Genomic DNA, 24,724 nt, shown 5'->3' with positions numbered 1-24,724 from the left:
CGGATGCCTTAGAATAGCCCGTTACCCTTTTTCCCGAATCAGGAGCCGATTCATGAGTAAGTCTGAAAACCTCTACGCCGCCGCCCGCGAACTTATCCCCGGCGGCGTTAACTCGCCGGTGCGCGCCTTTACCGGCGTGGGCGGCGTCCCGCTGTTTATCGAGCGTGCGGACGGGGCTTATCTGTATGACGCCGACGGTAAAGCCTATATCGATTACGTGGGCTCCTGGGGGCCGATGGTGTTGGGCCATAACCATCCCGCCATCCGCAACGCGGTCATTGAGGCAGCGCAGCGCGGCCTGAGCTTTGGCGCGCCGACGGAGATGGAAGTGAAAATGGCGCAGCTCGTCACCGAACTGGTGCCGACAATGGACATGGTGCGCATGGTGAACTCCGGCACCGAGGCGACGATGAGCGCCATTCGCCTGGCGCGCGGCTATACCCACCGCGACAAAATTATCAAATTTGAAGGCTGCTACCACGGCCACGCCGACCACCTGCTGGTAAAAGCCGGTTCCGGCGCGCTCACGCTCGGTCAGCCTAATTCGCCGGGCGTGCCGGCGGATTTCGCGAAGCACACCCTGACCTGCACCTATAACGATCTCGCCTCTGTGCGCGAGGCATTCGAGCTCTATCCGCAGGATATCGCCTGCATCATCGTCGAGCCGGTCGCGGGCAACATGAACTGCATCCCGCCGCAGCCCGATTTCCTGCCAGGCCTGCGCGCACTGTGCGATGAATTTGGCGCGCTGCTGATTATCGATGAAGTGATGACCGGTTTCCGCGTGGCGCTGGCGGGCGCTCAGGCCTACTACAACGTTGAACCGGATCTTACCTGCCTAGGCAAAATCATCGGCGGCGGCATGCCGGTGGGGGCGTTTGGCGGCCGCCGTGAAATCATGGAAGCGCTGGCGCCGACCGGGCCGGTTTACCAGGCGGGCACCCTCTCCGGCAACCCGATTGCCATGGCGGCGGGCTACGCCTGTCTGAGCGAAGTGGCGCAGCCTGGCGTGCATGAAATGCTGGACGACCTCACCACCCGCCTTGCCGAAGGGCTGCGCGAAGCGGCGGCTGAAGCGGGCATTCCGCTGGTGGTTAACCACGTCGGCGGCATGTTCGGCCTCTTCTTCACTGCGGCCGGGAGCGTAACTTGCTATAAAGATGTGGTCGCCTGCGACGTGGAGCGCTTCAAGCGCTTCTTCCATCTGATGCTGGAGGAAGGCGTCTACTTCGCGCCCTCCGCGTTTGAAGCGGGCTTTATGTCCGTCGCCCACAGCGAAGAAGATATCAACAACACGGTCGACGCCGCCCGTCGCGTGTTTGCGAAGCTGTAATTCGTCTGGCGATAAAAAAAGGCGGGGACTTCCCCGCCTTTTTTATTGGCCTTCACGCCCGCGCTTACCGACTCTGCTTTCTCAACAGATAGACAAAATAAGGCGCGCCGATAAAGGTCGCCAGCAGCCCCGCCGGGATCTGATAAGGGAAGATAACCATACGTCCGCACCAGTCGGCGAAGAGCATCAGCATGCCGCCCAGCAGCGCCGAGATAACCAGCTGCGGCAGCGCCCGGCGAAAGCCCATCAGCCGGGTGATATGCGGCGCCATCAGGCCGACAAAGCTGAGCGGCCCGATAGTCAGCGTGGCCGCGGCGGTCAGCGCGGCGGCGAGCAGCAGCAGCGCGATACGGGCAGGCGTCAGCGCCATGCCGACCGCGCGGGCGGTATCGCCGCCAAGCGGCAGGATAGTCAGCCAGCGGCGGCAGAACGGCGTCGCCGCCAGCAAGATCGCCATTACGCCAAGCGTGCGCAGCGCATGCTGCGGGGTCACGCTGTAGGTCGAGCCGGAAAGCCAGGTGATAACCTGCGCCATACGCGGGTCGCCGCTTGCCTGCAGCATCACCAGCATCATGCTGAAGGCGGTGCTCAGCGCCATCCCCGCCAGCAGCATGCGGTGCGGCGAGAAGCCTCCGCGCCCGGCGGCGATAAGGATAACGAGCAGCGTACCTGCCGCCCCCAGGCTACCGGCGGGCAGCAGCCAGGCGAAAGCGTCCACGGGCACGAAAAAGAGCATCAGCACCACGCCGAAGGCGGCGCCCGCGCTGATGCCGAGCACTTCGGGACTGGCCATTGGGTTGCCGGTCAGACGCTGAATAATACAGCCCGCCACCGCCAGCATGGCGCCGGCGCTGAGCGCCGCCAGCACCCGCGGCCAGCGCCACGGCATCATCTCATTGAGCAACGAACCGCTCGCCCACTGCCAGCCCTGCGCGTCGCGTCCCAGACAAAGCGCCGCTGCCAGCATCGCAAGCAGTACCACCAGGCCCGCTATCGCCCAGCGCAGCAGATGCTGGCGCTCAGCGGGCACGCTGTCGCCTGCGCTCATGTCCGGCGCGCTCATGGTGCGAAGACGCGGCAGCAGCCAGAGCAGCAGCGGCGCGCCAATCAACGCCGTCACCATGCCGGTGGAGATCTCCATCCAGACGCGGGTCAGCCAGACGATGAACTGATCGGAAATCCACAGGATCAGCGCGCCGATAAGCGGCGCCAGCAGCAGGCGCGCAAGCAGCCGTCTCGCGCCTAACATTTTGGCAAGCAAGGGCGCGAAAAGACCAATAAAGCCGATAATTCCCACCGCGTTCACCAGCAAGGCGCTGATGACTATTGCAAGCGAAAGCGCCGCCAGCCTCGCCAGCGAAAGCGCAAGCCCCAGGTTGCGCGCCACGCCGTCATCAAGACCCATCAGGGTTAACGGACGCAGCAGCAACAGCGTCAGCAGCACGCCGCCCAGCAGCTGCGGCCACAGGCGATTCACGATGCTCCAGTCGGTCTGGTTAAGCGCACCGCTGCTCCAGAGGAACATGCTCTGCAACTGCTCGTGATGAAAAATCACCAGCAGCTGATTTACCGCGCCGCAGTACAGGCTGACGACCAGGCCCGCAAGAATGAGCGTGACCGGCGAAAGACGTTTGCCCCACGCCACGCCGAATACCAGCAGGCCAACGAGACAGGCGCCTGCCAGCGCGGCGAATTGCATCGTGAAAACGCCGCCCGGCAGCGACCAGAGCGTAACGACGGTAATGCCGAGCTGCGCCCCGGTGGCGACGCCAAGCGTCGTCGGCTCCGCCAGCGGATTGCGCAGCACTTGCTGGAACAGCACGCCCACAAGCCCCAGCCCTGCCCCCACCAGCAGCGAAACCGCCAGGCGCGGCAGCGCGCTGTAGTGGAACAGCATCTGGTTAATAGCGTTAACATCCGGCTGCCAGAGCGCCTGGCGCCATTCACCGCGCGGCAGTTGCGCGTTAAGGTTGCACCACGTCAGCGCAAGCGCGGCGATAAAGAGCGCGGCGAGCAAAAGTGTCGGGAAAAGCGCATGGCGCGTTCTCATGCCCGGCCTCCCAGCGCATTGTCCAGCACGCGACAAAAGCGCATGGTGGAGAGCGTCGCGCCATAAAACCAGACCGCTTGCACCCGCTGAAAACGTTGGTTGCGGATAAAGGGCATCGCCTGCCACAGCGGCGTGGCGGCTATCTGTCCCATCAATGGCTCATCACCGTGTTCGAAGCAAAGCACATCGGCATCCTTGATAGCGGCAAGCTGCTCCATCCCTACGATCGCGCTGCCCCAGAAATTGGTCTCGCCCGCCCAGCCGTTGCGCACGCCCAGCACGTCCATCGCCTGCTGGAACAGGCTGTTTTGCCCAATCAGCAGCACGTGGCGGGCATCTATCAGCGTCATCAGCACCACCGGCCTTTCGCCTCGCGCGGCGAAACGCGGCTTCATCTGCTGGAGAAAGTTATCAAACTGCGCCAGATGATGGCGGGCCGCCTGCTCGCGGTCGATACGGCTTGCCAGCTGCATCAGCGATTTGCGCGCCATGTCCAGCGGCGCTTTGCCGTCGGTAAAGGCGATGCCAACGCCCGGCGCGATGCGCGATAGCTGCTCCTGTGAAGGACCATAGCCTGACGACCAGATAAGCAGCGTGGGTTTAATGGCGGTCAGCAGTTCCATATTCGGTTCGGTGCGCAGGCCGACATCAATAACGGAAGCGGGCAGTTTCGGGTCATTAACCCACAGGTTGTAGTTCGGAATATCCGCGACGGCGTAAGGCGTAACGCCCAGCGCCAGCAGCTGTTCCACAGGCAGCCACTCCAGCGCCACGACGCGTTCGGTAACCGGTTCTGCCGCCCGGGCTTTTTGCATCTGCCAGAGCAGCGGCGAAAGCGCCATCGCCGTCAGCAACCGGCGGCGGGTGAAAGAGAAAGTGAGATCGCGCATCAGTAAACGAAGCTCACCGGCGCAAGGCCCGCCGGATGAGGCAGGATCCCCATCGGAATACCGTAGATCTGTGCCAGATTTTCGCTGGTCATCAGCGCATCGGGGCAGCCTTCGGCAATCATTTCGCCGCCGCGCAGCGCCACTAAGTGGTCGCAGTAACGCGCCGCCATGTTGATATCATGCAGCACGGCGATCACCGTGAGCCCGCGCTGCTGGCTTAAGCGATGGATGAGCGCCAGCACCTCCACCTGGTGGGCGATATCGAGCGCCGAGGTCGGTTCGTCAAGCAGGAGACAGCGGCTGTTTTGCGCCACCAGCATCGCTATCCATGCCCGCTGCCGCTCGCCGCCTGAAAGACTATCCACCAGCCGGTGCGCCAGCGGCTTCAGGCCCACCAGCGTTATCGCCTCCTCCACCAGTTCGCGATCTTTCACGCCGAAGCGCCCAAGCGCGCCGTGCCACGGGTAGCGGCCAATCGCCACCAGCTCGCGCACGGTCATCCCTTCTGCGGCGGGCAATTGCTGCGGCAGATAAGCCACTTCACGGGCAAACGCTTTGCTGCCCCAGTTTTCAAGCGGCTGGCCGCCCAGCAAAATCTCCCCTTCCGAAGGTGGCTGATGACGGCCCAGCATTTTTAAAAGCGTGGATTTGCCGGAACCGTTATGGCCGATTAAGCCAGTAACCTTTCCTGCGGGAAACGTCAGGGAGAGCGGGTGAAGCAGCGTGCGGCCTGGCACACGAAAAGCGACTTGCTTGAGGGAAAAGGTGGTGTCGGGATACGTCTGTTTATCCTGCATAGTAGCCAACTTGTAAAAGGGCACGGCGAACCGTGCCCGAAAACGGATCAGAAGCGGAATGTCGCGGTGGCGGTGACCTGACGCTCCGCGCCCCAGAAGCAGCCGTAAGTCTGGAAGCAGCTGGAGACGTAGTCGCGGTCGAGCAGATTATTCACGTTCACCGCAACACTGGAGCCGGCAAGGCCGAAGCGCGCAAGGTCGTATTTCACCACAGCATCCATGACTGCGGCACTACCAACTTTAAAGGTGTTCGCCGGGTCGCCGTAGCTGGAGCCGATAAAGCGGCCGCCGGTGCCAAGAGTCAAACCGGAGAGCGGGCCGTCGTTAAAGGTGTAATCGCCCCACAAAGATCCCATGTTACGCGGCACTTGCTCCACGGAATTGCCTTTGAGATTCGTATCTTTCGTGTATTCCGCGTCGATATAGGTATAAGAAGCCGTGATGTTAATGTTTGCGTTAACTGCCGCTTTGGCTTCCAGTTCAACGCCGCGCGAACGCACCTCGCCTGAAGGAACCTGCAGCAGAGCATCGTTCGGATCAGTGGTCAGGGTGTTTGTTTTGGTCAACTGATAAACCGCGCCGGTGATGACGATCGGCATATCTTTCGGTACATATTTCACGCCTGCTTCGTACTGTTCGCCTTTAGAGGGGGCGAAAGCCATACGCGGCACGCTGTAGAGATCAAACGCGTTAGGCTCGAAAGACTGGCTATAGCTGATGTAAGGGGAAATACCGTTATCGAACAGGTAGTTTACGCCGCCACGCCAGGTGAACTGGTGATCGTTACGTTCGATAGAACCGCCGTCGGCGCGTACCGTAGTGGCCTGCTGCGACCAGTCGTAACGGCCACCCAAGGTAAAGACCCACTTATCCCACTCAGCCTGATCCTGAACATAAACGCCGGTCTGTTTGGTTTCGTTAAGCTGATACGGCGCAGCCTTATCGAAATTAAAATCTTCAAGCGGCTGCGGATTATAAAGATCCACAACAGGCGCGGTTCCAAACGTCGCGTTGATATCGTTACGCATACGCATGAAGTCCACACCAGTCAGTAAAGTGTGGTCTACCTCACCCGTCGCAAATTTACTTTGCAACTGCGTATCCACGCTGAAGTTCTGCAAACGTTCGTTATCCACGACGGTGCCGCGACCTAAGTAATGATCGCGTTCGCCAGCAGGAACCTCCTGGCAAGGGGCGTTGAAGGTATTAGTGGTACAAATACCCGTACCATAAACGCTGTTCTGCGCCGTTTTCATTTCCACAAAGCGCAGGTTTTGGCGCACGGTGAAGGTATCGTTGAAGCCGTGTTCGAAGCTGTAGCCCACCATCTTCTCGTTACGAGAATAGGTGTTGTTGCTGGCGCCTTCGTTAAAGTCGGTGCCGATACGTTTGCCATTCGGCAGCGGCTGAACGGTCCCTTCTTTCGGCAACCAGCCGTAGTAGCCCGTTTCCGGCTCGTTCTGGAAGTAAGAAAGGAAGGTGAAATTGGTTTTGTCGTCCGGCCGCCACGTGAAGGTGGGCGCAATAGCATAACGCTGGCGTTCCGCGCCGTTTTGTTGTTCATCGCTAGAGTGAGCGAGGCCGGTTAAACGGTAAGATAACTCGCCGTTATCATCCAGCGAATCACTGAAATCAAATCCCGTCTGGTAAAGGTTATCCGTACCAACCTGGAACTGTATCTCATGAAGCGGCTCGGTGGTCGGACGTTTGCTAACCATGGAAATAATGCCGCCGGGGTTGCTCTTACCGTAAAGCACGGAAACCGGACCGCGCATCAGCTCAACGCGCTCCAGGAAGTAAGGATCGACAACCGCGTCGTTATAAAAGTTACCCTGAAGTTTCAGACCGTCCAGATAGTTGTTCTGGCTCAGGCCGACAGAAGTAAAGCCGCGGATGCTGACAAAGTCATAAGTATTAGATGCGCCACGGTTACTGACAACCACACCCGGCGTATAGCCCAGCGCCTCTTTCACCGACGCGGGCTGGCGAATTTCCATCTCTTCACTGGTAACCACCGAGATAGACTGCGGGGTCTTTTCAATCGGCGTGTCGGTTTTGGTGGCAGTCACCGTGCGTTTGGCGGCGATAGTCGGCGCCGGACCCCAGGCGCTTTCCTGCGGCGCGGCGGCGCTAACGGTAATGGTATCTTCTTTTTTCGCCGTCTCGGCGGCGGTAGCGGTAACGGCAATGCTGCCGGTTGCCGCGGCAATCAGCACGGCAAGCTTGCGCAGCCGGGTATGAGTAGGCTGAAAGGTGTTGGAACGCGCCATTTTATTTTCTCTGAGTGAAAGTAACGAACGATAACGTAAACGAGAATTATTATTATGAACGCAAGATAATATGCGAAACGCTGTTTATATGGCAAGCGTCAGACGGCCCTGAGAGGACTAAAGGCAGCGTAATTAACCATTGTAATAGCAGGGAGTTACGAGGTCGCTAAACAGCGGTTACCGGGCGGTAATAGAGAAGATAAAAAAACGCGGCGTAACAGGTTTCCCCATTACGCCGCGTTACCGGTGCGTTCATCGCTAAGCGAGGCGTGAACCGTTAATTGCTGCCGAACATATCCTTAATCCAGCCCGCTACGCCGTCGCTCTTCTCCTGCTGCTGCGGCGCCTGCTGTTGCTGAGGCTGCTGCTGCGGCTGCGCCGGAGCAGACTGCTCAAACGGGTTTTCCGCCGGCGGCGGCGCGCTCTGCTGGCAAAGCGCATCCGGATTGGTGGTCCACACCGGCAGCGTGCGGAAACCGCCGCCGCACTGGAAGTAGCCCATATCATCCACGCCCATCTCGACGATATCTTCCGGCGGCGTCAGCTCCAGCGGCACCGGCGACTGGTTGCTCAGATAGCGCTGGTAAATCGCCATCGCGCCGCTGGCCCCGTAGAGTTTAGTCGGCTGGTTGTTATCGCGACCCACCCAGGTTATCACCACTTCACGCCCGTCGATGCCGGCAAACCAGGTATCGACATTGTTGTTGGTGGTCCCCGTTTTCCCCGCCAGATGCAGTTTCGGGAACTTCGCGGCAAGGGCCCGGCCCGTACCGCGCTGCACCACCTGCTGCATCGTGTAGAGGGTCAGATAGGCCGCCTGCGGCGGCACGGCCTGCTCCGCCTGCGGGAAGCTCTGGAACAGCACCGAGCCATCTTCGGCGATCACCGAACGCAGCACGGAGAGCGAAGCGCGGTTACCGCCGCTGGCGATGGTCTGGAACGCCTGCGCCACTTCCACCGGCGTCAGGTTAAGCGCGCCAAGCAGCATCGCCGGAACCGGGTGCAGCTGCTCTTTCGGCACGCCAAGCTTCGTCCAGGTCTCGGTAACGGCTGGCAGGCCCAGCGCCATGCCAAGGTTAACTGTCGGCACGTTCATAGAGCGGGCAAGCGCATCCACCAGCATCACCTGGCCGCTGTAGCGATGGTCATCGTTCTGCGGCGACCAGACCTGGCCGTTCGGCTGACGCAGCGAAATCGGCGCGTCGGCAATCCAGGTATTCAGGCGATACTGGTTCGGCTGGCTTAACGCGGTCAGGTAAGTGGCCGGTTTCGCCAGCGAGCCGATGGAGCGGCGCGCCTGCATGGCGCGGTTGTAGCCCGCAAACTGCGGGTTCGCTCCGCCGACCATGGCGCGCACTTCACCCGTCGTCTTGTCGACGACCACCATTGCGGTTTCCAGGTCTTTCAGCTTGCGCTGTTTAATCAGCGCCGGAATGCCTTCCGTCACCGCTTTTTCCGCGGCGTCCTGCGCGACGGAATCAAAGGTGGTAAAGATCTTCACGCCGGAGAGATCTTTAACCTTATCGCCCAGCTTGCTTTGCAGCTCCTGGCGCACCATCTGCATAAACGCGGGCTGCGGTGAGATCACCCCGCCGCGCGGCTGCACGCCCAGCGGCCGGGCGCTCAGCATGTCATACAGCTCCTGGTCTATCACCTGCTGCTCCTGCAGCAGACGCAGCACCAGGTTACGGCGCTCCAGCGCAAGCTTCGGATTACGCCATGGGTTGTAGAGCGAAGCCCCTTTCACCATCCCCACCAACAGCGCCTGCTGGTCGAGGCTCAGCTCTTCCACCGGACGGCCAAAATAGTAAAGGCTCGCCAGCGGGAAGCCGCGGATCTGGTCGTCGCCGCTCTGGCCGAGGTAAACCTCGTTCAGATACAGCTCCAGAATGCGGTCCTTGCTGTAGCGCGCGTCCATGATGAGCGCCATGTAGGCCTCGTTGGCTTTACGCCACAGGGTGCGCTTGTTGGTCAGGAAGAGGTTTTTCACCAGCTGCTGGGTCAGCGTACTGCCGCCCTGCACCGCCCGGCCCGCCGTCAGGTTCGCCAAAACGGCGCGACCGATAGAGTAGACGCTGATGCCGTCGTGCTCATAGAAATGGCGGTCCTCGGTGGCGATAAGCGTATCCACCAGCAAATCCGGGAAGCCGGTGCGCGGCACAAACAGGCGCTGCTCGCCGTTCGGCGAAGAGAGCATGGTGATAAGCCGCGGGTCGAGACGGAAGAAGCCGAACTGGCGGCCGCTGTCCATGTTCTCAATAGACTCAAGGCGATCGCCGCTGAAGCTCAGGCGCGCGCGCACCTGCCCCTCTTTGCTGTCCGGGAAGTCGAACGGGCGACGGATCATCTCAATGCTGTTGGCCTGCACGGTAAACTCGCCAGGACGGGTCATTTTCGTCACCTGACGGTACTGCGTGGCCTCCAGCAGCTTGATCATCTCCTGCTTGCTGTAGAGCGAATCCGGCTCAAGGTTGACCATGCGGCCATAGACAGCCGCCGGCAGTTGCCAGACTTTGCCGTCGATGCGGCTGCGGATCTTCTGGTCGAGATAGACGCCGTAGGCGACCATCACCACCACGAGGATCAGAAACAGCTTTAGCAAAAACCAGAGCCAGCGGCGCTTTTTGGCAGGCTTGCGCCCCTTGCCGCCACCGCCGTTACCCCTGCCCTTCGCCGTTCTCGGCGCGGGTTCTTCATCTTCATACTCATCGTCATACTCCTCTTCCCTGAGCCGACGACGGCTAACTTTCTCTTTTACCGGACGCGCTGGTCTGCCCTTGCGTCCGATAGGTTCGCGGTCATTCCCCGCCATGCTTTTTCTCCGCAGATAATTCAGGCGCAAGGGCCTGATTCTTGTTTCTTCCGCACCCGCGCGAAAGAAGAAAGCTCTCAAATTAAAAGGCTAACGCTCCCGCTGCGTTACGAATACTTCTTCGTGCGGCGCGTGGGTTGCGCATTGGCCGGGTCGTCCGGCCAGACGTGTTTCGGGTAGCGTCCCTTCATCTCTTTTTGCACTTCCCGGTAAGCGCCGCGCCAGAAGGCGGCCAGGTCGCGGGTTATCTGCAACGGCCGCTGGGCGGGCGAAAGCAGCTCCAGCGTCAGGGGCACCCGCCCCTGGGCAATAACCGGTGTTGCAGCTTCGCCAAACATCTCCTGCATCCGCACCGCCAGCACAGGCGGGTTATCGGCGTCATAACGAATGGCTATCCGGCTTCCGGTCGGCACAGTGTAATGAGTTGGCAATGCACTATCCAGCCGTTGACGTAATGACCACTCCAGCAGATGGTTAAGCGCCACCGTAAGGTTCAGATTTTTTAGCGCCCGCAGCGAATGCACGCCGTTCATCTCCGGCAGCAGCCATTTCTCAAGCGAGGCCAGCAGCGCCTCGTCATCCACCGCAGGCCATGGATGCTCTGGCAGCCAGCGGGCAGCGCAGGCCAGACGCAAACGCAGCTGTTCTGCTTCCGGCGTCCAGTTAAGCACCGAAAGCCCTTTTTCGCGAATGCCGTTAAGCATCGCCTGGTGTAGCTCTTCTTCTGAGGGTTTCGACAGCGGCTGCGTCTTGACCACCAGTTGCCCAAGCCGCCAGCGGCGAAACGCCTTCAGCGTCCCCTGGGCTTCGTCCCATTCCACCGAATCGCTCTGCTGCAACAGGTGCGGATAGTCAGCGATAAGCGCGTCGAGGTCGAACGGCAGCGCCAGCAATATACGCGCGTCTGGCGTGTTGCCGCCCTGCAACAGCAGCGGCGCGATAAGCCACTCGTAGCGGGAGAGCGCATCGTCCTGATCGAGCATCGCCCCCATGCCGTTGGCGAGCTGATAACGGCCATCCAGCCCACGGCGGCGGGCGATGCGATCGCTAAACGCCTGCGCCAGCAGCCCGGCGGCCAGCGAAATGTCGCCTCTACCGCCGGACGATTTTAATCGCTTAAGCAGCTGGTTGCTGCGCGCCTGCCAGTTGCTCTGGTTGCGGGCAAAGGCGCCGCGCAGATCGCTTTCCCTGCCGCGCGGCGGCTCTTCCAGCAGCGCGGCGAGACGGGCGGCAGTGGCCTGCTCGTCCGCATCGCCTGCGCCGACCAGCATCGCGGCCAGACGCGGGTCGTTGCCAAGCTGCGCCATCTGACGTCCGCGCGCCGTAAGCGCGTTGTTCTCCAGCGCGCCCAGTTGGCTTAGCAGCGCCCGCGCCGCCTGAAGGTTAGCCGCAGGCGGCGTATCGAGCCAGCTAAGCTCGCTGACATCCCGGCATCCCCACTGCAACAGCTCCAGCAGCAGACCGGCGAGATCGCTTTGCAGGATCTCCGGTTCGCCCTGCGCCGCCGCGCGCTCCGCCTGCTCTTTGCCGATAAGATGCAGGCAGATGCCCTCTTCCAGACGCCCGGCGCGGCCTGCGCGCTGGGTCATGGAAGCCTGGCTTACCCGCTGCGTCACCAGCCGCGTTAAGCCGGTACGGGCATCGAAGCGCGCCACGCGCTCCTGGGCGCTGTCCACCACCAGACGAATGCCCTCAATGGTAAGACTGGTCTCGGCGATATTGGTCGCCAGCACCACTTTGCGAAAGCCCGGCGGCGCGGGCAGAATCGCTTTGCGCTGTTCGCTCAGCGGCAGCGCGCCGTAGAGCGGACAGAGGAGCACATCGGAGGCGACGCGTTCGGCCAGTTGCTCCTGCACGCGCTGGATCTCGCCCACGCCTGGCAAAAAGAGCAGCAGCGAGCCGCGTTCTTCTCGCAGCAGCCCGCTCACCGCCTGCGCTACCGCGTCGTCGAAGCGCTGGTGGGCGCTGAGCGCCTGGTAACGGCGCTCGACGGCAAACGCCCGGCCCTCGGACACGATCACCGGCGCCTGGGGGAGCAGCTGTTGCAGCCGCGCGTTGTCCAGCGTCGCCGACATAATCAGCAGCCTGAGATCGTCGCGCAGCCCCTGCTGCACGTCCAGCAGTAGCGCAAGCGCGAGGTCCGCCTGCAGGCTTCGCTCATGGAATTCATCAAGGATCACCAGCGAAACGCCGTTAAGCTCCGGGTCGCGCTGGATAAGCCGGGTAAGAATGCCTTCCGTCACCACCTCAAGGCGCGTATTCGGCCCGACGCACGTTTCAGCGCGCATGCGGTAGCCTACCGTTTCGCCGCACGCCTCGCCCAGCAGTTCGGCAAGCCGCTGCGCCACGTTGCGCGCCGCCAGCCTGCGCGGCTCCAGCAGCAGAATGCGCCCGCTCAACTCGCCCTTTTGTAAAATTTGCAGCGGCAGCCAGGTCGATTTCCCGGCGCCGGTGGGGGCGATAAGCAGGGTCTGCGGGGCGTGTTGCAGGGCGGTGAGAAGTTCAGGCAGTACGGCGGCGACCGGCAATGACGACACAAAAGGCTCCAGCGGGTTAACATAATAAGGAGAGCATTGTAGCATCTCGCCTCTTCATTCACCGAGTCACGCTATGTCAGAGTCTAAACGCCTGTTTTTCGCGCTTGAAATTCCCGGGGATATTCAGCAGCACATCGTGCGCTGGCGCGCCGAACAGTTTCCCGTTGAAGCGGGGCGCCCGATAGCGGCGGCCAACCTGCACATTACGCTCGCTTTCCTGGGCGACGTGAGCGAGGAGAAGCAGCGGGTACTCGCCGCCCAGGCAGGCCGTATCGCTCAGCCCGGGTTCCAGCTTCGCCTGGACGACGCGGGCCACTGGCCTCGCTCGCGCGTCGTCTGGCTTGGGCCGCGCCAGGCGCCGAGAGGGTTGCTGCAGTTGGCGAATCTGCTGCGCGCCCAGGCCGCACGCAGCGGCTGCGCGCAGTCGCCGCAGCCCTTTCATCCGCATGTCACATTACTGCGCAACGCTCAGCACCGGGTTGCGCTGCCGCCGCCTGGCTTTGGCTGGACGTTCCCTGTTGATGCTTTCGTGCTCTATGAGTCGCTGTTCGAACAGGGACGCACGCGTTACAAGCCAGTCGATCGCTGGTTGCTTAAATAAAGGAAGCGAAATGGAATTTACCCCTCCCCTGCAATCCGCCACGCTGATTAAGCGCTATAAGCGTTTTCTCGCCGATGTGATCACGCCGCAAGGCGAGACGCTGACGCTGCATTGCCCCAATACGGGCGCGATGACCGGCTGCGCCACGCCCGGCGACACCGTGTGGTACTCCACCTCGCCGAACCTGACGAGAAAATATCCGCATACCTGGGAATTAACCGAAACCCAAACCGGTTCGCTTATCTGCGTTAATACTTTACGGGCCAACGCGCTCGTGAAGGAGGCGCTGGTGGAAAACCGCCTGCCGGAACTGGCCGGTTATACCTCCATTCAGAGCGAAGTAAAGTATGGGGCGGAGCGCAGCCGCATCGACTTTATGTTGCAGGCGGATTACAGGGTTAACTGCTATATTGAGGTGAAATCCGTAACGCTATCGGAACAGGGATCGGGCTACTTTCCCGATGCGGTAACGGTACGGGGTCAGAAGCATTTACGGGAGCTGATGAGCGTGGCGGCCAGTGGCGAACGCGCCGTTTTGTTATTTGCGGTGCTGCACTCCGCTATCGACCAGGTTGCTCCCGCTCGCCATATCGATCCCCGGTACGCCGGGCTTCTGGAAGAAGCGCAGCGCAGTGGGGTGGAAGTGATGGCGTGGAAAGCTTCGCTTTCGGCTACCGCAATGACGTTAACGTCGCCGTTAGCGGTCAACTTATAAACTTTTGATAAGAATTGTTGTTTAACCGTTCTGGTCGCGTATGCGAATACGCTTTTCCTCACAGGGTTGTCAAGTGTAACGTTTAGATAATTGCTATCCGGAAAAGCTTCTGCTATTTATAGCGGCCTGATTTTTCCCCCGACAAGGGGATCGATAGTGCGTGTTAAGGAGAAGCAACATGCAAGAAGGGCAAAACCGTAAAACATCGTCCCTGAGTATTCTCGCCATCGCTGGGGTGGAGCCGTATCAAGAGAAACCGGGCGAAGAGTATATGAACGAAGCCCAGCTGGCGCACTTCAAGCGAATTCTTGAAGCGTGGCGTAATCAACTCAGGGATGAAGTCGATCGCACCGTTACGCACATGCAGGACGAAGCTGCCAACTTCCCTGATCCGGTGGACAGAGCCGCTCAGGAAGAGGAATTCAGCCTCGAACTGCGCAACCGTGACCGCGAACGCAAGCTGATCAAAAAGATCGAAAAAACCCTGAAAAAAGTGGAAGACGAAGATTTCGGCTACTGCGAATCCTGCGGTGTGGAAATCGGTATTCGTCGCCTGGAAGCGCGTCCGACAGCCGATCTGTGCATCGACTGCAAAACGCTGGCGGAAATCCGCGAAAAACAGATGGCTGGCTAACGGCTTACGGTTATCTGACCTTATTACTGGCGGGAGCTTCTCCCGCCTTGTTTTTTTTCTGCCTTATGTAAACCATGTCCTCGCAACTCTATATCGGCCGTTTCGCCCCCTCGCCTTCCGGCGAACTGCACTTCGGCTCGCTTATCGCCGCGCTTGGCAGCTATCTTCAGGCCCGCTCACAGCAGGGTCGCTGGCTGGTGCGCATCGAAGATATCGATCCGCCGCGGGAAGTGCCCGGCGCCGCCGAAACAATTTTACGCCAGCTTGAGCATTACGGCCTGCACTGGGATGGCGAAGTGCTGTACCAGTCCGCCCGCCATGAAGCCTACCGCGAAGCGCTCGCCTTCCTGCGCGAACAGGGTCTGAGCTACTACTGCACCTGTCCCCGCAGCCGCATTCAGCAAATCGGCGGGATTTATGACGGCCACTGCCGAAACCTGCATCACGGCCCGGAAAACGCCGCCACGCGCCTTATTCAGCAGCATCCGGTGCTGGCGTTTGACGACCGTCTGCGAGGGCATATCGTCGCCAACGAAGCGCTGGCGCGGGAGGATTTTATCATCCACCGCCGCGACGGCCTTTTTGCTTATAACCTGGCGGTCGTGGTGGACGATCACTTCCAGGGCGTGACAGAAATCGTGCGCGGCGCGGACTTGATCGAACCCACGGTGCGGCAAATTTCGCTTTACCGGCAGTTTGGCTGGCCTGTTCCAGCCTACGTGCATCTGCCGCTGGCGCTTAACGCGCAGGGCAATAAGCTGTCGAAGCAGAACCATGCGCCAGCCCTGAGCCACGGCGACCCGCGCCCGGTGCTGCTGGCGGCGTTACGCTTCTTAAACCAGCCGGTCACGCAAGCCATGCGGGAGCTAAGTCTCGCCGCTTTGCTTAACGAAGCGGTGCGAAACTGGGCGTTGTCAAGGGTGCCTGCGGCAACTGCGGTGAATCCGGCATTCTCAAACGCGCCGCACTGAGCTATATTAGCCGCTGTTTTTTGTCCAGAGTCTCACTACCGAGGTGTACTATTTTTACCCGAGTCGCTAATTTTTGCCGTAAGGTGTTAAACCGCGAGGAGAGCGTGGTTGAAGAGGCCACCGTGCAACCAGCCATGACGATTATCCCGCGTGAACAGCACGCTATTTCCCGCAAAGATATCAGTGAAAATGCCCTCAAGGTGCTCTACCGTCTGAATAAAGCAGGCTATGAAGCCTACCTCGTCGGCGGTGGCGTGCGCGATCTGCTGCTTGGCAAAAAACCGAAAGATTTTGACGTCACGACTAACGCCACGCCCGATCAGGTTCGCAAACTGTTTCGCAACTGTCGGCTGGTGGGGCGCCGTTTCCGTCTCGCTCACGTGATGTTCGGGCCGGAAATCATTGAGGTCGCCACCTTCCGTGGTCATCACGAAGAGAGCCAGAGCGACCGCGCTATTTCGCAGCGCGGCCAGAATGGCATGCTGCTGCGCGATAATATCTTTGGCTCGATTGAAGAAGATGCCCAGCGTCGCGATTTCACCATTAACAGCCTTTACTATAGCGTGGCCGATTTCACGGTCCGCGATTACGTCGGCGGCCTGCGCGACTTGCAGGAAGGCGTAATTCGCCTGATTGGCGACCCGGAAACGCGCTACCGCGAAGACCCGGTGCGCATGCTGCGCGCGGTGCGTTTCGCCGCCAAGCTCGATATGCGCATCAGCGCAGAAACCGCTGAACCTATCCCACGTCTGGCCACGCTGTTAAACGACGTGCCGCCTGCGCGCCTGTTTGAAGAGTCGCTGAAGCTGCTGCAGGCGGGCTATGGCTTCGCCACGTATAAGCTGCTTTGCGAGTACAACCTGTTCCAGCCGCTGTTCCCCGTCATCAACCGCTACTTTACCGAGCAGGGCGACAGTCCGATGGAGCGGATTATCGCTCAGGTGCTGAAGAACACCGATACGCGCATTCATAACGATATGCGCGTGAACCCGGCGTTCTTGTTCGCTGCGATGTTCTGGTATCCGCAGCTGGAGACGGCGCAGAAAATCGCCCAGGAGAGCGGGCTTGCCTATTATGACGCTTTCGCGCTGGCGATGAACGACGTGCTGGACGAAGCGTGCCGCTCGCTCGCCATTCCAAAGCGCATCACCACGCTTATCCGTGATATCTGGCAGTTGCAACTGCGCCTGTCGCGCCGCCAGGGCAAACGCGCGTGGAAGCTGATGGAGCATCCGAAATTCCGCGCCGCTTACGATCTGCTGGCGCTGCGCGCCGAGGCGGAAAGCAACGCCGAACTGCAGCGCCTCGCCCGCTGGTGGGGCGAGTTCCAGTCCGCCGCGCCGCCGCTGCAAAAAGACATGCTGAACGACCTTGGCGATGAACCGGAAGCGCGTCGCCGCAACCGTCGTCCCCGCCGTCGCGCGCCGCGCCGCGAAGGCAATGCATGACCATCGCCTATATTGCGATAGGCAGCAACCTGGCTTCGCCGCTCGATCAGGTCAACGCGGCGATTGCCGCGCTCGCGGCGATAGCCCAAAGCCGGTTGCTGGCGCAGTCCAGCTTCTACCGCACTCCGCCGCTCGGCCCGCAGGATCAGCCTGATTACCTGAATGCCGCCGTGGCGCTGGAAACCGCCCTCGCCCCGCAAGTGCTGCTCGACCACACCCAGCGCATTGAACGGGAGCAGGGTCGGGTGCGCAAAGCGGAACGCTGGGGCCCGCGCACCCTCGATCTCGATATCATGCTGTTCGGCGACGAGGTGATTAACACGCCGCGTCTGACGGTGCCCCACTACGACATGAAAAACCGCGCTTTCATGCTGCTTCCGCTGAGCGAGATTGCGCCCACGCTGCGCTTCCCCGACGGCGCGCCGCTGGCGAGCGTGCTTGCCACGCTTGACCAGACGGGCATTTCCCGCTGGTAAAACCCCCGAAAAAGCCATGCTAAAAGTGTGGCTATCCACACTTCTGGCAATCGATTACACTACGTTTCATTTTCAAATTTCGGGATTGTTATGAAACCGACAACCATCTCCCAGCTGCGCCGCTGGAAACAGGAAAAGACCCGCTTCGCCACCATTACCGCCTACGACTACAGCTTCGCGAAGCTGTTTGCCGAAGAAGGCATTAGCGTAATGCTGGTGGGCGATTCGCTGGGCATGACTATACAGGGCCATGACTCCACGCTGCCGGTCACCGTTGACGAGATTGCCTACCACACCCGTGCGGTACGCCGCGGCGCGCCGCAGTGTCTGCTGCTCGCCGATCTGCCGTTTATGGCGTACGCCACGCCGGAACAGGCGTTTGAAAATGCCGCGACCGTTATGCGCGCGGGCGCCAACATGGTGAAGATCGAGGGCGGCCGCTGGCTCGCCGAGACCGTGCGCATGCTGACCGAGCGCGCCGTGCCGGTTTGCGGCCATCTGGGGCTGACGCCGCAGTCGGTCAACATCTTCGGCGGCTATAAAGTGCAGGGCCGCGACGAAGCCGCCGCGCAAACGCTGCTGGATGACGCGCTGGCGCTGGAAGCGGCAGGCGCGCAGCTGCTGGTGCTGGAGTGCGTGCCGGTGGAGCTCGCTAAACGCGTCACCGACGCGCTCTCCATTCCGGTTATCGGCATCGGCGCGGGCAACGTTACCGACGGCCAAATTCTGGTGATGCACGACGCTTTCGGCATCACTGGCGGCCACATTCCTAAATTTGCTAAAAACTTTCTCGCGCAAGCGGGCGATATGCGCGCCGCGGTGCGCCAGTATATTGCTGAAGTGACGTCCGGCGCCTATCCGGGCGAAGAACACAGTTTCCACTGACAGGAGTACGGTTGTGCTGATTATTGAAACCTTACCGCTGCTGCGCCAGCATATTCGCCGCTTTCGCATGGAAGGCAAACGCGTGGCGCTGGTGCCGACCATGGGTAACCTGCACGACGGTCATATGAAGCTGGTGGACGAAGCGAAAGCCCGCGCCGATGTGGTGGTGGTGAGTATTTTCGTCAACCCAATGCAGTTTGACCGCGCCGACGACCTGGCGCGTTACCCGCGTACGCTGCAGGAAGATTGCGAGAAGCTGAACCGCCGCGGCGCGGACATGGTGTTCGCGCCGACGCCGGAAGAGATTTACCCGAAAGGCATGGGCGAGCAGACCTTTGTTGAAGTGCCTGGCATCTCCTCCATCCTGGAAGGCGCCAGCCGTCCGGGCCATTTTCGCGGCGTATCCACGGTAGTGAGCAAGCTCTTTAACCTGGTGCAGCCGGATATCGCCTGCTTTGGCGAGAAGGATTACCAGCAGCTGGCGCTGATTCGCAAGATGGTCGCGGACATGGGCTACGACATCGACATCGTCGGCGTGCCGACCGTACGCGCGAAAGATGGCCTGGCGCTGAGTTCGCGCAACGGCTATCTCACCAGCGATCAGCGGAAAATCGCCCCTACCCTTAGCAAAGTGATGAACGCCATCGCGCAGAAGCTGCGCGCGGGCGAGCATAACCAGGACGAGATGCTGGCGGCGGCGGCGCAGGAGCTGAGCGAGAAAGGCTTCCGTCCGGACGACCTGCAAATTCGCGATGCCGACACCCTGCTGGAGCTGAATGACAAGAGTTCGCGCGCGGTTATTTTGATGGCGGCGTGGCTCGGTCAGGCACGGCTGATAGACAATCAGACCGTGGAATTAACCCAGTAGACAGAGGGTATAAAACGGGCAATACTGCCCGGGATAAATTCCTGGTGCGGCGGTAAACGCCGCGCTGATATCGTTCTGGTAAACAAGGTTCTATTTATGATTCGCACAATGCTGCAGGGCAAGCTGCATCGCGTCAAAGTGACTCAGGCGGACTTGCATTACGAAGGCTCCTGCGCCATTGATCAGGATTTCCTTGAGGCGGCGGGTATTCTGGAATATGAAGCCATTGATATCTACAACGTGACCAATGGCAAACGCTTCTCAACGTACGCCATCGCCGGCGAGCGCGGTTCAAAAATCATCTCCGTTAACGGCGCTGCGGCGCACTGCGCGGATGTGGGCGATATTCTTATCATCGCGAGTTATGTCACGATGCCGGATGCCGAAGCGCGCGCCTGGCAGCCAAAAGTCGCGTATTTCGAAGGTGATAACGAAATGAAGCGCAAGGCGAAAGCCGTACCGGTTCAGGTTGCCTGAACCCCTTCCAGGCCCTCTTCGCGAGGGCCTTGTTGTATCTGAGCGTTATCCCTGCGGCTGGTTCGTAATGATTTTCGCCATGGTCTCCAGCGAGTCCGTTTTCAAAATATAGAGCCGCTTAAGCAGGAACGGGTTGTCTCCCGGCTTTACTTTTCCCTTCACCGTCGTAACCGCCAGATGAAAACCGGCGTCGTTGGCCGCCTTCACCGCTTTCTCGTCATAGCCGCCGAATGGATAAGAAAGATAGAGCACGTGCGGATTGAACTGCGCCAGCGCGCGGCGCGAACGTTCAAAGTCAAACAGCACATTGTGATAGCTGCGGCTTAACAGTATGGGGTGATGCAGCGCATCGACGCGATGAAGGAAATGGGTGTGGGACTGAATATCGAACACATCGGCTATCTCCCGCAGTTCAGAAACGCTCATAAACTGCAGCGACTTCGGGTCCCAGCGTTGCGGGCGGCCTTTAATGCGGGATGAGATAATAAAGGCGGTGGCTTTAAAGCCATACTGCTTCAGTACCGGGTACGCGTAGCGGCTTACCGATTTCAGCCCATCGTCAAAAGTGATAACCACCGCGCGAGCAGGCAGATTCATGCGGTTTCGCACGTAGCCCTCCAGCTGGTACATCGACAGCGTCGCATAGCCCCTGTCGCGCAGCCAGGTCATCTGGTTGTTGAACGCGCGCACGGAAGTGGTGGTGGAGGTGTGCCGAAAACGGGTGTTCTCTTCATCGCGCAGGATATGGTGGTACGTTAGCACCGGAATGCCGTTATCCTCCTGCGCGTCAAGGCTGCTGATATAGCCCAGGCGGTTGCCGATGCGAACCTCATACCAGGTCTGGTTCAAACGGTCTTTAAGCTTGCCGATAATCGGGTAGCGCAGGTTTTCTGCAAGCGTGCCGAACGGCGCGCTGCGGCTGTCCGGAGCGTTATAGACGGTGACATCCTGCCAGGTAAGCAAATTCTGGTTGCTGAGCGGCTTATTCAGATCGCCCAACCTGTCCTGCACCCGCTGTTTGCCCTGCACCGGCTCCAGATGTTGTTTATCGATAAACCCGGTGCCGAAGCCGAAACGGAACTCGTAATAGTCCGCCGCCATCGGCGAAACGGCGATTATTTGCCCCTCTTCTATCGTGCCCACCGAGATAACCTGGTCCCCAACCTGCGCCCAGATATCGGCATCCTGCGTGGTTTGCATATATTGCGGCGGCACAGGCTGGCCGACAAACGGGCCTGCATAAGCGGCGCCTGCGCATAACAGCAACAGGCTAAACAGAAGACGAGTCAACATGATGAAGCACTGAACCAGAGTGAAGCGAGTGGCAGCCAGTTTAACAAACCTACCGGCAATTACAGCGCGTGTTTGAGCACAAAGGGCGGGTTTTTCTGTTGCTGGTGCCAGAGGCTGCTAACGTTTTCGCCGCCCTGCTCTACAATTTTCAAGCGAAAAGATTCGCTGGTCAGCGTTTCTCGCCATGCAACCGCAGCGCCCAGCAACGCAACCGTCACGCCCGAGATGACTTCGCAGTGGGGATGCTTATGGCTCAACAGCGCGGCGGTGCGATAAGGCGTGCCGCCATTCTCTTCGGTGAAGAAAATGACGCCGTCGCCGCTGTCGGTTTCGTGCAGCGCGTCGCAGAGCATACGGCTCAGCATGTTGGCGCTTAGCCCTTCCTGCACATTCACCGCCCGGCACTGCGCCAGCGCGCCCGCTTTTTCTTCCAGCGCCGCCTGCATCTCCTGCGCCGCGTAGCCGCGACAGACGATAACCCACCCTAACATAGCGTATCTCCTTGTTTCAGGCGGGCAGTTTACCTCAGGGAGAAATCGCAGGGCTGACATGCATCAACAGAAAGAAAAAGCCCTCCGCGACGGGAGGGCTTTTTTTCAGGTGCGCAGACCGCGTCCGCGGCTAATCAAATACCAGCACAGCAGGTAAAAGACGATGATAAACGCCGCCAGTACCGCAACGGTAAAGAGCAGCGGAACATCGCTGATGCCGAGAAAACCGAAGCGGAAACCGCTAATCATGTAGACTATCGGGTTTAAGTGCGACAGCGCCTGCCAGAACGGCGGCAGCAGCGTCAGCGAATAGAACACCCCGCCGAGGTAAGTCAGCGGCGTCAGCACGAAGGTCGGGATCAGGCTGATGTCATCAAAGGTTTTCGCGAACACCGCGTTCAGCAAGCCGGCCAGCGAGAAAAGCACGGCGGTGAGCAGCAGCGTCAGGCCAACAAAAAGCCAGGAGTGAACCTGGAACGGCACGAAGAAGAGTGAAACCGCCGTAACCAGAATGCCGACGCAGAGGCCGCGCGCCACGCCGCCGCCCACATAGCCTGCGATAATCACGTGCGTTGGCACCGGCGCAACCAGCAGTTCTTCAATGTTGCGCTGGAATTTGGCGCTGAAGAACGACGAGGCGACGTTGGCATACGCGTTGGTGATCACCGCCATCATAATCAGCCCCGGCACGATGAACTGCATGTAGGTGAAGCCATGCATTTCGCCGATACGCGAGCCAATCAGGTTGCCAAAAATAATGAAATAAAGCGTCATGGTGATGACCGGCGGCACCAGCGTCTGCACCCAGATTCGGGTAAAGCGGTGGATCTCTTTGGCCCAGATGCTTTTTAGCGCCACCCAGTAAAGCTGCATCATGCGTGGTCTCCTTGTTTTTCGTTCACCAGCGTGACAAACAGCTCTTCAAGACGGTTGGCTTTGTTACGCATGCTTAATACCTGAATTCCCTGCGCCGTCAGCTGGTTAAAGACGCTATTGATCCCCTGCTCGCGCAGCACTTCCACTTCCAGCGTAGAAGTATCCACCAGCCGGTACTGGTACCCGTCAAGCTTCGGCAGCGGGCTTTTCGGCGCCAGATCGAGGATAAAGGTTTCTGATTTCAGCTTGGAAAGCAGCGACTTCATTGAGGTGTTTTCCACCAGCTCGCCGCGCTGGATGATGCCGATGTTGCGGCACAACATCTCCGCCTCTTCCAGATAGTGGGTGGTGAGGATGATGGTGGTGCCTTTGTCGTTGAGATCTTTAAGAAAGCCCCACATGGAGCGGCGCAGTTCAATGTCCACGCCCGCTGTCGGTTCATCAAGGATCAGTAGCTTCGGCTCGTGCATTAACGCGCGGGCTATCATCAAACGGCGCTTCATCCCGCCGGAGAGCATACGCGCACGTTCGTTGCGTTTTTCCCACAGATCGAGCTGGTTAAGGTATTTTTCGCTGCGCGCGACGGCTTCGCGGCGATCCACGCCGTAGTAGCCCGCCTGGTTGACCACAATCTGCTGCACCGTCTCGAAGGGGTTGAAGTTAAACTCCTGCGGCACGAGGCCGAGCTGACGTTTAGCGTTCACCACGTCACGCTCAAGATCATAGCCAAACACCCGAACGCGTCCGGACGTTTTATTCACCAGCGAGCTGATGATGCCGATGGTCGTGGATTTGCCCGCGCCGTTTGGGCCAAGCAGCGCGTAAAAATCTCCCGCCTCCACTTTTAAATCAATCCCACGCAGCGCTTGTACCCCGCCTGCGTAGGTTTTCTTTAATTGCTCCAGTTCCAGTGCTATTGTCATGGATATTCGGTTACCTTATTTCGCACAAAAGTTGTGTGGTTTAAAAAATTTTTGAGTTGTCCTATATTACCCCAACGCAATTCTTCGGTTACAGGCCGTTAACCTTTATGAAAGATATCGACACACTAATTAGCAACAACGTCCAGTGGTCCAAAATGCTGGTGGAAGAGGACCCGGGCTTTTTCGAACGACTGGCGAAAGCACAGAAGCCGCGCTTTCTGTGGATTGGCTGCTCAGACAGCCGCGTGCCCGCCGAGCGCCTTACTGGCCTCGAACCGGGTGAGATTTTCGTTCACCGCAACGTTGCCAACCTGGTCATCCATACCGATCTTAACTGCCTTTCGGTCATTCAGTATGCGGTTGACGTGCTTGAAGTGGAACACATTATTATCTGTGGACACTACGGCTGCGGCGGCGTGCAGGCAGCGGTAGAAAACCCTGAGCTTGGGCTTATTAACAACTGGCTGCTGCACATCCGCGACATCTGGCTTAAACATAGCTCACTGCTTGGTGAAATCCCGCAGGAGAAGCGCCTCGACGCGCTGTGCGAGCTGAACGTGATGGAGCAGGTTTATAACCTGGGCCACTCCACCATCATGCAGTCAGCGTGGAAACGCGGCCAGAAAGTGACCATTCACGGCTGGGCCTACGGCATCCACGATGGCCTGCTGCGCGACCTGCAGGTAGCCGCAGCTGACCGCGAAACGCTGGAACAGCGCTATCGCAGCGGCATCGGCAATCTTCAGCAAACGCACAATATTCATAAGTAATAGCGAAAAAAAGGGGCCGCGGCCCCTTTTTTATACCCGTCATTACTCGGCAAGCGGAACCACTTTGCCGATGTACGGCAGATGACGATAGCGCTGAGCGTAATCGATGCCGTAACCCACCACAAACTCATCCGGAATGGAAAAACCGATAAACTCGACGTTCACTTCCACTTCACGACGGGAAGGTTTATCCAGTAACGTGCAGATAGCCAGCGATTTCGGTCCGCGCAGGCTCAGGATCTCGCGCACTTTCGACAGCGTATTGCCGGAGTCGATAATATCTTCGACGATCAGCACATCTTTGCCGCGGATGTCTTCATCCAGATCTTTCAGGATTTTCACATCGCGCGTTGTCGACATGCCGCTGCCGTAGCTCGAAGCGGTCATAAAATCGACCTCATGGGAAACCTGCACTTCGCGGCAGAGGTCCGCCATGAACATAAACGAGCCGCGCAACAGGCCGACCAGCACCATATCGCTGCCGCTGTCTTTATAACGCTCGGTTATTTCACGTCCCAGTTCTGCAACGCGCGCTTTGATGTCCGCTTCGGGGATCATTACTTCTACAGTATGTTTCATATCTATAACCATCTGATTTTAAATTTGA

At 59.4% G+C, this 24,724-nt stretch carries 22 protein-coding genes; 11 read left to right on the top strand and 11 right to left on the bottom strand.

Going from position 1 to position 24,724, the window contains the following annotated elements:
* Positions 1-52 precede the first annotated feature (52 nt).
* Complete coding sequence (hemL, locus tag MT962_RS14205; protein ID WP_247365910.1) at positions 53-1,333, top strand: glutamate-1-semialdehyde 2,1-aminomutase; 1,281 nt, start codon at positions 53-55, stop codon at positions 1,331-1,333.
* Positions 1,334-1,397: 64 nt separating this feature from the next.
* Here hemL and fhuB read toward each other — a convergent pair whose 3' ends face one another.
* The 6 genes from fhuB to hrpB form a co-directional block, all read right to left on the bottom strand.
* Complete coding sequence (gene fhuB, locus MT962_RS14200) at positions 1,398-3,383, bottom strand: Fe(3+)-hydroxamate ABC transporter permease FhuB (protein ID WP_247365909.1); 1,986 nt, start codon at positions 3,381-3,383, stop codon at positions 1,398-1,400.
* Positions 3,380-4,273, bottom strand: a complete 894-nt coding sequence (gene fhuD, locus MT962_RS14195) for a Fe(3+)-hydroxamate ABC transporter substrate-binding protein FhuD (protein ID WP_247365908.1) — start codon at positions 4,271-4,273, stop codon at positions 3,380-3,382. The genes fhuB and fhuD overlap by 4 nt, the downstream gene beginning before the upstream one ends.
* Positions 4,273-5,070, bottom strand: a complete 798-nt coding sequence (gene fhuC / locus MT962_RS14190; protein WP_024558142.1) for a Fe3+-hydroxamate ABC transporter ATP-binding protein FhuC — start codon at positions 5,068-5,070, stop codon at positions 4,273-4,275. The genes fhuD and fhuC overlap by 1 nt, the downstream gene beginning before the upstream one ends.
* A gap of 47 nt (positions 5,071-5,117) precedes the next feature.
* Positions 5,118-7,340 (bottom strand): ferrichrome porin FhuA, encoded by a 2,223-nt coding sequence (gene fhuA, locus MT962_RS14185; protein ID WP_247365907.1) that lies wholly within the window; start codon positions 7,338-7,340, stop codon positions 5,118-5,120.
* Between the two features lie 277 nt (positions 7,341-7,617).
* Positions 7,618-10,152, bottom strand: coding sequence for a bifunctional glycosyl transferase/transpeptidase (gene mrcB / locus MT962_RS14180; RefSeq protein WP_024561640.1), 2,535 nt, complete (start codon positions 10,150-10,152; stop codon positions 7,618-7,620).
* A 107-nt stretch (positions 10,153-10,259) separates the two neighbouring features.
* Positions 10,260-12,689, bottom strand: a complete 2,430-nt coding sequence (gene hrpB / locus MT962_RS14175; RefSeq protein WP_247365906.1) for an ATP-dependent helicase HrpB — start codon at positions 12,687-12,689, stop codon at positions 10,260-10,262.
* A 73-nt stretch (positions 12,690-12,762) separates the two neighbouring features.
* Here hrpB and thpR point away from each other — a divergent pair, with 73 nt between their 5' ends.
* The 9 genes from thpR (at position 12,763) to panD (ending at position 19,764) form a co-directional block, all read left to right on the top strand.
* Positions 12,763-13,290 (top strand): RNA 2',3'-cyclic phosphodiesterase, encoded by a 528-nt coding sequence (gene thpR, locus MT962_RS14170; protein WP_247365905.1) that lies wholly within the window; start codon positions 12,763-12,765, stop codon positions 13,288-13,290.
* A gap of 10 nt (positions 13,291-13,300) precedes the next feature.
* Positions 13,301-14,005, top strand: a complete 705-nt coding sequence (gene sfsA, locus MT962_RS14165; protein ID WP_247365904.1) for a DNA/RNA nuclease SfsA — start codon at positions 13,301-13,303, stop codon at positions 14,003-14,005.
* 178 nt (positions 14,006-14,183) lie between these two features.
* Positions 14,184-14,639 carry an RNA polymerase-binding protein DksA gene (gene dksA, locus MT962_RS14160; protein WP_007749299.1) on the top strand — a complete coding sequence of 152 codons (456 nt, stop codon included), beginning with the start codon at positions 14,184-14,186 and terminating at the stop codon, positions 14,637-14,639.
* Positions 14,640-14,713: 74 nt separating this feature from the next.
* The gene (gene gluQRS, locus MT962_RS14155) at positions 14,714-15,610 is read left to right on the top strand and encodes a tRNA glutamyl-Q(34) synthetase GluQRS (RefSeq protein WP_247365903.1); all 897 of its coding nucleotides are present in this window, start codon (positions 14,714-14,716) and stop codon (positions 15,608-15,610) included.
* Between the two features lie 50 nt (positions 15,611-15,660).
* A complete protein-coding gene (pcnB, locus tag MT962_RS14150; RefSeq protein WP_208855877.1) occupies positions 15,661-17,058 on the top strand; it encodes a polynucleotide adenylyltransferase PcnB in 1,398 nt (465 codons plus the stop codon).
* Complete coding sequence (gene folK / locus MT962_RS14145) at positions 17,055-17,534, top strand: 2-amino-4-hydroxy-6-hydroxymethyldihydropteridine diphosphokinase (protein ID WP_247365901.1); 480 nt, start codon at positions 17,055-17,057, stop codon at positions 17,532-17,534. Before pcnB ends, folK begins: the two co-directional genes overlap by 4 nt.
* Before the next feature lie 90 nt (positions 17,535-17,624).
* Positions 17,625-18,419, top strand: coding sequence for a 3-methyl-2-oxobutanoate hydroxymethyltransferase (panB, locus tag MT962_RS14140; protein ID WP_024558151.1), 795 nt, complete (start codon positions 17,625-17,627; stop codon positions 18,417-18,419).
* A 13-nt stretch (positions 18,420-18,432) separates the two neighbouring features.
* On the top strand, positions 18,433-19,287 hold the full coding sequence (gene panC / locus MT962_RS14135; RefSeq protein ID WP_247365899.1) for a pantoate--beta-alanine ligase: 855 nt from the start codon (positions 18,433-18,435) through the stop codon (positions 19,285-19,287).
* A 96-nt stretch (positions 19,288-19,383) separates the two neighbouring features.
* Positions 19,384-19,764, top strand: a complete 381-nt coding sequence (gene panD / locus MT962_RS14130; RefSeq protein ID WP_024558153.1) for an aspartate 1-decarboxylase — start codon at positions 19,384-19,386, stop codon at positions 19,762-19,764.
* Positions 19,765-19,809: 45 nt separating this feature from the next.
* Here the strand turns inward: panD and MT962_RS14125 are convergent, their stop codons facing one another.
* The 4 genes from MT962_RS14125 to MT962_RS14110 all read right to left on the bottom strand — a co-directional run bounded on the left by MT962_RS14125 (position 19,810) and on the right by MT962_RS14110 (position 23,347).
* Positions 19,810-21,057, bottom strand: coding sequence for a polysaccharide deacetylase family protein (locus MT962_RS14125; RefSeq protein WP_024560657.1), 1,248 nt, complete (start codon positions 21,055-21,057; stop codon positions 19,810-19,812).
* A 59-nt stretch (positions 21,058-21,116) separates the two neighbouring features.
* On the bottom strand, positions 21,117-21,548 hold the full coding sequence (locus MT962_RS14120) for a PTS sugar transporter subunit IIA (protein WP_048887695.1): 432 nt from the start codon (positions 21,546-21,548) through the stop codon (positions 21,117-21,119).
* A 105-nt stretch (positions 21,549-21,653) separates the two neighbouring features.
* The gene (locus MT962_RS14115; protein ID WP_024558156.1) at positions 21,654-22,424 is read right to left on the bottom strand and encodes an ABC transporter permease; all 771 of its coding nucleotides are present in this window, start codon (positions 22,422-22,424) and stop codon (positions 21,654-21,656) included.
* Positions 22,421-23,347 carry an ABC transporter ATP-binding protein gene (locus MT962_RS14110; RefSeq protein WP_024560658.1) on the bottom strand — a complete coding sequence of 309 codons (927 nt, stop codon included), beginning with the start codon at positions 23,345-23,347 and terminating at the stop codon, positions 22,421-22,423. The genes MT962_RS14115 and MT962_RS14110 overlap by 4 nt, the downstream gene beginning before the upstream one ends.
* A 107-nt stretch (positions 23,348-23,454) precedes the next feature.
* Between MT962_RS14110 and can the strand changes: the two genes are divergently transcribed.
* Positions 23,455-24,117, top strand: a complete 663-nt coding sequence (gene can, locus MT962_RS14105) for a carbonate dehydratase (RefSeq protein WP_024558158.1) — start codon at positions 23,455-23,457, stop codon at positions 24,115-24,117.
* Between the two features lie 42 nt (positions 24,118-24,159).
* On the opposite strand, the gene hpt is transcribed toward can, so the two are convergent.
* Positions 24,160-24,696, bottom strand: a complete 537-nt coding sequence (gene hpt / locus MT962_RS14100; protein ID WP_024558159.1) for a hypoxanthine phosphoribosyltransferase — start codon at positions 24,694-24,696, stop codon at positions 24,160-24,162.
* Positions 24,697-24,724: the final 28 nt, after the last annotated feature.

Source organism: Franconibacter sp. IITDAS19 (assembly GCF_023079515.1).
Taxonomy (GTDB): Bacteria; Pseudomonadota; Gammaproteobacteria; order Enterobacterales; family Enterobacteriaceae; genus Franconibacter; species Franconibacter pulveris.
Note: the sequence above shows the minus strand (reverse complement) of the source record. Positions and strands in the feature narration are given on the sequence as shown.

Coding starts and splice junctions, on each gene's coding strand:
- hemL (WP_247365910.1), top strand. CDS start 53: ATGAGTAAGTCTGAAAACCTCTACGCCGCCGCCCGCGAACTTATCCCC.
- fhuB (WP_247365909.1), bottom strand. CDS start 3,383: ATGAGAACGCGCCATGCGCTTTTCCCGACACTTTTGCTCGCCGCGCTC.
- fhuD (WP_247365908.1), bottom strand. CDS start 4,273: ATGCGCGATCTCACTTTCTCTTTCACCCGCCGCCGGTTGCTGACGGCG.
- fhuC (WP_024558142.1), bottom strand. CDS start 5,070: ATGCAGGATAAACAGACGTATCCCGACACCACCTTTTCCCTCAAGCAA.
- fhuA (WP_247365907.1), bottom strand. CDS start 7,340: ATGGCGCGTTCCAACACCTTTCAGCCTACTCATACCCGGCTGCGCAAG.
- mrcB (WP_024561640.1), bottom strand. CDS start 10,152: ATGGCGGGGAATGACCGCGAACCTATCGGACGCAAGGGCAGACCAGCG.
- thpR (WP_247365905.1), top strand. CDS start 12,763: ATGTCAGAGTCTAAACGCCTGTTTTTCGCGCTTGAAATTCCCGGGGAT.
- sfsA (WP_247365904.1), top strand. CDS start 13,301: ATGGAATTTACCCCTCCCCTGCAATCCGCCACGCTGATTAAGCGCTAT.
- dksA (WP_007749299.1), top strand. CDS start 14,184: ATGCAAGAAGGGCAAAACCGTAAAACATCGTCCCTGAGTATTCTCGCC.
- gluQRS (WP_247365903.1), top strand. CDS start 14,714: ATGTCCTCGCAACTCTATATCGGCCGTTTCGCCCCCTCGCCTTCCGGC.
- folK (WP_247365901.1), top strand. CDS start 17,055: ATGACCATCGCCTATATTGCGATAGGCAGCAACCTGGCTTCGCCGCTC.
- panB (WP_024558151.1), top strand. CDS start 17,625: ATGAAACCGACAACCATCTCCCAGCTGCGCCGCTGGAAACAGGAAAAG.
- panD (WP_024558153.1), top strand. CDS start 19,384: ATGATTCGCACAATGCTGCAGGGCAAGCTGCATCGCGTCAAAGTGACT.
- MT962_RS14125 (WP_024560657.1), bottom strand. CDS start 21,057: ATGTTGACTCGTCTTCTGTTTAGCCTGTTGCTGTTATGCGCAGGCGCC.
- MT962_RS14120 (WP_048887695.1), bottom strand. CDS start 21,548: ATGTTAGGGTGGGTTATCGTCTGTCGCGGCTACGCGGCGCAGGAGATG.
- MT962_RS14115 (WP_024558156.1), bottom strand. CDS start 22,424: ATGATGCAGCTTTACTGGGTGGCGCTAAAAAGCATCTGGGCCAAAGAG.
- MT962_RS14110 (WP_024560658.1), bottom strand. CDS start 23,347: ATGACAATAGCACTGGAACTGGAGCAATTAAAGAAAACCTACGCAGGC.
- can (WP_024558158.1), top strand. CDS start 23,455: ATGAAAGATATCGACACACTAATTAGCAACAACGTCCAGTGGTCCAAA.
- hpt (WP_024558159.1), bottom strand. CDS start 24,696: ATGAAACATACTGTAGAAGTAATGATCCCCGAAGCGGACATCAAAGCG.